At 76.9% G+C, this 5,431-nt stretch carries 3 protein-coding genes; 1 reads left to right on the plus strand and 2 read right to left on the minus strand.

All coding sequences use genetic code 11. The annotated features are described in order from the left end of the window. Positions 1-2,154, minus strand: a 2,154-nt coding sequence (locus tag ACSNOD_RS27825; RefSeq protein ID WP_436769834.1) for a SpoIIE family protein phosphatase, incomplete at its 3' end; no start/stop codon positions are given. A gap of 323 nt (positions 2,155-2,477) precedes the next feature. On the opposite strand from ACSNOD_RS27825, the gene ACSNOD_RS27830 reads away from it, so the two are divergent. After that, on the plus strand, positions 2,478-3,044 hold the full coding sequence (locus ACSNOD_RS27830; RefSeq protein ID WP_436769835.1) for a sigma-70 family RNA polymerase sigma factor: 567 nt from the start codon (positions 2,478-2,480) through the stop codon (positions 3,042-3,044). Between the two features lie 49 nt (positions 3,045-3,093). On the opposite strand, the gene ACSNOD_RS27835 is transcribed toward ACSNOD_RS27830, so the two are convergent. Continuing rightward, on the minus strand, positions 3,094-5,431 hold a 2,338-nt coding region (locus ACSNOD_RS27835; RefSeq protein WP_436769836.1), incomplete at its 5' end, for a LuxR C-terminal-related transcriptional regulator.

The following is a 5,431-nucleotide window of genomic DNA, read 5'->3' on the forward strand; positions in this document are numbered from 1 at the left end:
GCCCCCCGCGCGCCCCGGCGAGTCCCGCTCGCGGCCGCCCGCGCGCCCCGGCGAGTCCCGTTCCCGCCCCTCCTCGCGCCCCAGCGGGTCCGCGCAGATGAATTCGCTCCAGACCGCCTTGCCGTTGCCGCGCGACTCCACGCCCCACACATCGGCCAGCCGGTCGACCAGCAGCAGGCCGCGCCCGGAGACCCCCGCCTCGCCGGGCTCGCGGCGGCGCGGCCAGGTGCTGGAGGAGTCCTGCACCTCCACCCGTAGCCGCCGCTCGGGCCCCGGGAACATCCGGACCGTGACCACCGCCCCGCCGTCGGTGTGCAGCAGGGCGTTGGTCATCAGCTCGTCGGCGACGAGCTCCACCTCGTCGGCCCGGCCGCGCGCGCCCCAGGTGCGCACCGCCTCGCGGACCATGTGCCGGGCGGCGGTCAGCGCCTCGGGGTCGGCCGGGGAGACGTGCTGGTGGAGGCGGCGTCCGGGCTGCGCGGGCGCGCCGGTGCGGCGCAGCAGGAGCAGCGCCATGTCGTCCTCGCCGCCGCGCTCCCCCATCACCTCGCAGAGGTGGTCCGCGAGGTCGTCGACCTCGTGGGGGCCGTGCCGCACCGCGTCGGCCAGGAGGCGCATGCCCTCGTCGAGGTCGGCGCCCGGCTGCTCGACGAGGCCGTCGGTGAACATCAGCAGCGTCTCGCCGGCGTCCAGTTCGACGGGCGTCACGGGGTAGTCGGGGCGGCCGAACTGCGCGGAGAGCCCGAGCGGCAGCCCGCCCGCGACGGGCAGCGGGGTGCAGGTGCCGTCGGTGTGCCGCACACAAGGGTCGATGTGGCCGGCCCGGACGATGCGGACGGTGCCGGTCTCGGGGTCGGCCTCGGCGTAGGCGCAGGTGGCGAAGCGGTCGGTGTCCAGCTCGCAGAGGAAGAAGGAGGCGCGGGCGAGCACGGTGGCGGGCGAGTGGCCCTCGGAGGCGTAGGCCCGTACGGCGATCCGCAGCTGTCCCATGACGGCCGCCGCGTGAGTGTCGTGCCCCTGGACGTCGCCGATGACGGCGCCGACCCGGCCGCCGGGCAGCGGGATCACGTCGTACCAGTCGCCCCCGATGTCCCGCCCGGTGCGGGCGGAGCGGTAGCGCACGGCGAGCTCTGTGCCGGGGAGGTTCGGGATGGTGCGCGGCAGCATCGCGGTCTGAAGGCCCTCGGCCAGGTCGTGCTCCTGGTCGAAGAGCATGGCGCGCTGGAGGCCCTGGGCGATGGAGCTGCTGAGGGCGACCAGCAGGTTGCGCTCCTCCGGGGTGAAGGAGTTCTTGTCCTGGTAGAGCAGCCCTATGGCGCCCAGCGGGCGGGCCTGGGCGATCAGCGGCAGATAGGCGGCCGCGGAGACGTTCAGGGGCTCGATGTGCGGCCAGAGCCTGGGGTAGCGGGCGGCGAACTCCTCCCGGCTGGTCATGAAGCGGGGGGTGAGGGTGCGGATGACCTCGCTCATGGGGTACTCGGCGTCGACGCGGGTCCACTCCAGCTCCGGCACGTTGCTGCCGGGCAGCCCCTCGGCGACGACGTGGATGCGGCCGTTCTCCAGCAGGCCCATGACCAGGCTGACCGGGCCCAGCCGGCCGAGGCCGCTGCCGCGGGTGTCGCTGAGCAGGTCGATCACGTCCCGCACGGTGATGGCGTGGGCGAGCGCGGCGGTGGTCTCCTCGACCACGCTGGTCTGGCGGCGGCGCTCCTCGTCGAGGGCGAGCCGCTCCGTGGAGTCGGTCAGCTCCTGGGTGGCCTCCCGGACGATGCCGACGATGCGGTGGGCGCGCCCCTCGGCGTCCCGCAGGACGTGTCCCTGGGTGTGGGCCCAGCACAGCGAGCCGTCGCGGCGCCGGATGCGGAAGTAGGCGCCGTAGGAGCTGCTGCCGTCCCGGAGGGCGTCGGCGACGACGGCGTCGATCCGGGCGGACTCGGGCCCGGGGACGCGGGAGGCGAGGGTGGCCGGGTTCCCGTCGTACTCCTCCGGGGGCATGTCGAACAGTTCGAGCGCGGGGGCGTCCATGTGCATCCGGCCGCTCTCCAGGTCCCAGTCGAAGCCGCCCATGCGGTTGAGGGCGAGCTTGGTCTCGGAGCGCATGGGCCAGTCGTCCGGCAGCGGGGCAGCGGCCGGCGGCACTCCCCCATCGCCCATCTCGCCCTCCGACGCGGTCGACCGCGTTCAGCGGTACATCCGTGGCGCCGGAGCCGGTCCGGACCACACTCAGCGCCACTCTGCCACCTTTTGCCCGGTTTTTCGAAGGGGCGCGAGCCGCTCGCCCGTTCGTCGCGCCGGGGCCCGGACCGTTCGACCGTTCGCCGAGCACCTCGGCCGTATCCGCCAGCTGGCGGATACCTCCGCCCCTCGGCCGCGGCACGCTCGAAGCGTTCCCGCAGGAGGTGCGCGGAGGCTCGCCCGTACGGCCCCCGCCCCCACGTGCGCGCACCTACCGGCCTCGACGGAAAGGGGTGTTCCCGGTGACCCGTCCCGCCCGACAGCAGGTTGGCGGAGCCACGACGACCCCGCGGCGCACCGACGACCGGGCGCTGGCGGAGCTGCAACGAGAACACGGGCGGGCGCTGTTCGGCTTCCTGCTGGGCCTGACCTACGGCGACCGGCAGCGCGCCGAGGACCTGGTCCAGGAGACGCTGGTGCGCGCCTGGCAGCACCCGGAGGCCCTGGAGAGCACCCATGAGTCCATGCGGCCCTGGCTGTTCACGGTGGCCAGACGGCTGGCGATCGACGCGCGCCGGGCCCGCCGGGCGCGCCCGCACGAGGTGGGCGACCACGTCCTGGAGAACGCCTCGGCCGCCGTGGACCACGTGGAGCGGTCCGTGGCGGCACTGGACGTCCGCCAGGCGCTCGGGTCCCTCAGCCGCGACCACCGGGCGGTGCTGGTGGAGGTGTACTTCCGGGGGCTGTCGGTGATCGAGGCCGCGGAGGTGCTGGGGATACCGCCGGGCACGGTCAAGTCGCGCACGTACTACGCGCTGCGGGCGCTGCGCAGTGCGCTGCCCGCGTACTCCGCCGCCGCGGCGGAGTGACCGCCCGTACGCGCCCCGGGGCGACGGCGCGTACGGGCGCGGGCGAAGCTCAGGGCTCCGGTACGCGGTCGCGGGCCGCCTCCCGGGCCACCTCCGTGCGGGAGCGCAGGCCCAGCTTCCCGAGGATGTGCGAGACATGGGTCTGCACGGTGCGCCGGGACAGATAGAGCTCCGCGGCGATCTCCGGGTTGGACCGGCCGTCCGCGACCAGCAGGGCCACCTTGAGCTCGGCGGGCGTCAGGGCCTCCCACCCCGTGGCCGGGCGGCGCCGCGCGGCCCGCCGGCCGCGCCGTACGCCCAGGGGCCGCAGCCGCGCGTCGGCGCGGGTGGTGTCCCAGGCGGCGCCGAGCCGGTCGTAGAGCCCGACGGCCCGGTGGAGCGCGTCCCGGGCCGTGTCCAGGTCCCCGCGCCAGGCCGCCGCGGTGGCGAGGTCCTCCCAGGCGCGGCCGAGCAGCAGCGGCCGGGAGACGTCCTGGTAGTAGGCGACGGCCTGCCGGATCGGCCCGGGGTCCTGACCCAGCAGCCCGCGGCAGCGGGCCGCCGCGGCGGCCAGCCCGGGGTGGCCGGGGTCGGCCGCGGCCTCCTGCTCCGCCGCGGCGACGGCCGCCCGGGCCGTTCCGGCGTCGCCCGCGTCGACGGCGAGCCGCACGGTGTCGGGCAGCAGCCACACCCGCTCCTGGCCGAGGTCGGCCGCGTGGTCCGGGAGCAGCGCGGCGGCCAGAACGGCCAGCGCGGCGCCGATGTCGCCCTCGCGCTCGGCCAGCAGCGCCCTGGCCAGCAGCAGATAGGTGCTGTTCGCGCGGGCCGAGCCGCCGGGCGGGCAGGGGCCCTCCCCCACCCGCTCCACCAGCTCCACCCGCTCGCGCGCCTCCCGGCGGCAGTCGCGGTGGCCGAGGATCAGCGCCGCGAGCCCGTGCGCCAGGGGAGGCATCCAGGCGTCGGCCACGGACAGCCGGAGGGCCGCCGCCACGCACTCCAGCGCCGCGGGCCAGTGCCCGGTCCAGAACTCCAGAATGGCCCGGGTGGCGGCCACCCCGGCGAGCCGGCCCACCGAGCCGGCGGCCACCGCCACCTCCTTGGCCTCGTCGAGGGCGGCGCGCGCCTCCGCGGGCCGGTCCAGCGCGCACAGCAGGTCCGCCTGGTTCATCAGGATGTGGAGGCGGAGGTCGCCCGCCGCGGCGGACCGCCGGGCCGCCCGGACGCCGAGGGCCATCTGCCGTACGCTCTCGGCCGATCTGCGGCGGCGCACCAGCACCATGGACAGCGCGTGGTGCGCCTGGGCCAGGGCGGCGGGGTCGCCCAGTACGGCGGCCCGGGCCACGGCCTGTTCGGCGAGCGCGGCGGCCTCGGCGTGCCGGCCCCGGCCCGACAGGACGAGTGCCCGGAAACCGGTGAGCCGGGTGGCGCGCTCGGGGCCGATCGCCGGCTCGCGCAGGGCCGCCTCCGTGACCTCCAGCGCCTCGGCGTACCGGTCGCGGGCGAGCAGCCCGCGCACCAGTATCTCGTCGAGCGCAGCCCGGCGCGCGGGGTCGGCCGCGCGGTCGCGGAGCGCGACGACCATGTCGACGGAGTCGGGGCGGCGCAGCAGTACGGCCGCCGCGGCCAGCCGTTCCTCCAGGAGGGCCCGGTCGGGGGCGTCCAGGGCGTGTACGTGCGAGACGGCCCACCGGATCAGCCGGGAGGCGGTGCCGGGGAGGCGGGCGACGAGCGGGTCGGCGGCCCGTACGAGCCAGTGCGGCGCCCAGCCGTCCATCAACTCGCCGGCGCCGAGGAGTTGGTCGGCGACGGTCTCCACCGGCGCGCCCGCGTCGGCCAGGGCCCGGGCGGCGGCCCGGTGGAGCGCCGCGCGCACCGTGCGCGGCAGGCTCGCGTGGAGCGCCTGGCGGACCACGGGGTGGCGGAAGCGCAGCCGCTCCTCGGCCGTGTCGAGCAGTCCCGCGGCCAGGGCCTCGTCGAGGGCGGGCAGCAGGGTGCGCGGGGTCTGCTCCATGACGGTCGCCAGATCGGCGGCGGTGAACTCGGCGCCCAGCAGGGCGGCGGCGCGCAGGGTGTCGAGCGCGCCGGCGCTCAGATGGCCGAGGTGGTCGACGATCTCGGCCAGGGCGAGCGGGGAGCCGCTGTCCACGGTGCGCCAGGGCGCGTCGGCGTCGAAGGAGTGCGGGGGTGCGGCCAGCGCCGGGTCGGTCACCTCGGCGGTCCCGTCGCGCACCACGACGGCGCCGGCGGCGGTCAGCGCCGCGGTCAACGTCCTTACGTAGCGGGGGTTTCCGCCGGCGAAGGCCAGTACGGAGCGCAGCCGCGGGCCGGCGGGGGCGCCCGTCAGCGCGCCGGCGAGGCGGGCGGTCTCCTCCTCCGTGAGGGGCGGGAGCGGGAGCGCCGCGCCGCCG

This window comes from Streptomyces sp. URMC 123, assembly GCF_051386515.1.
In the GTDB taxonomy this organism is placed as follows: Bacteria; Actinomycetota; Actinomycetes; order Streptomycetales; family Streptomycetaceae; genus Streptomyces.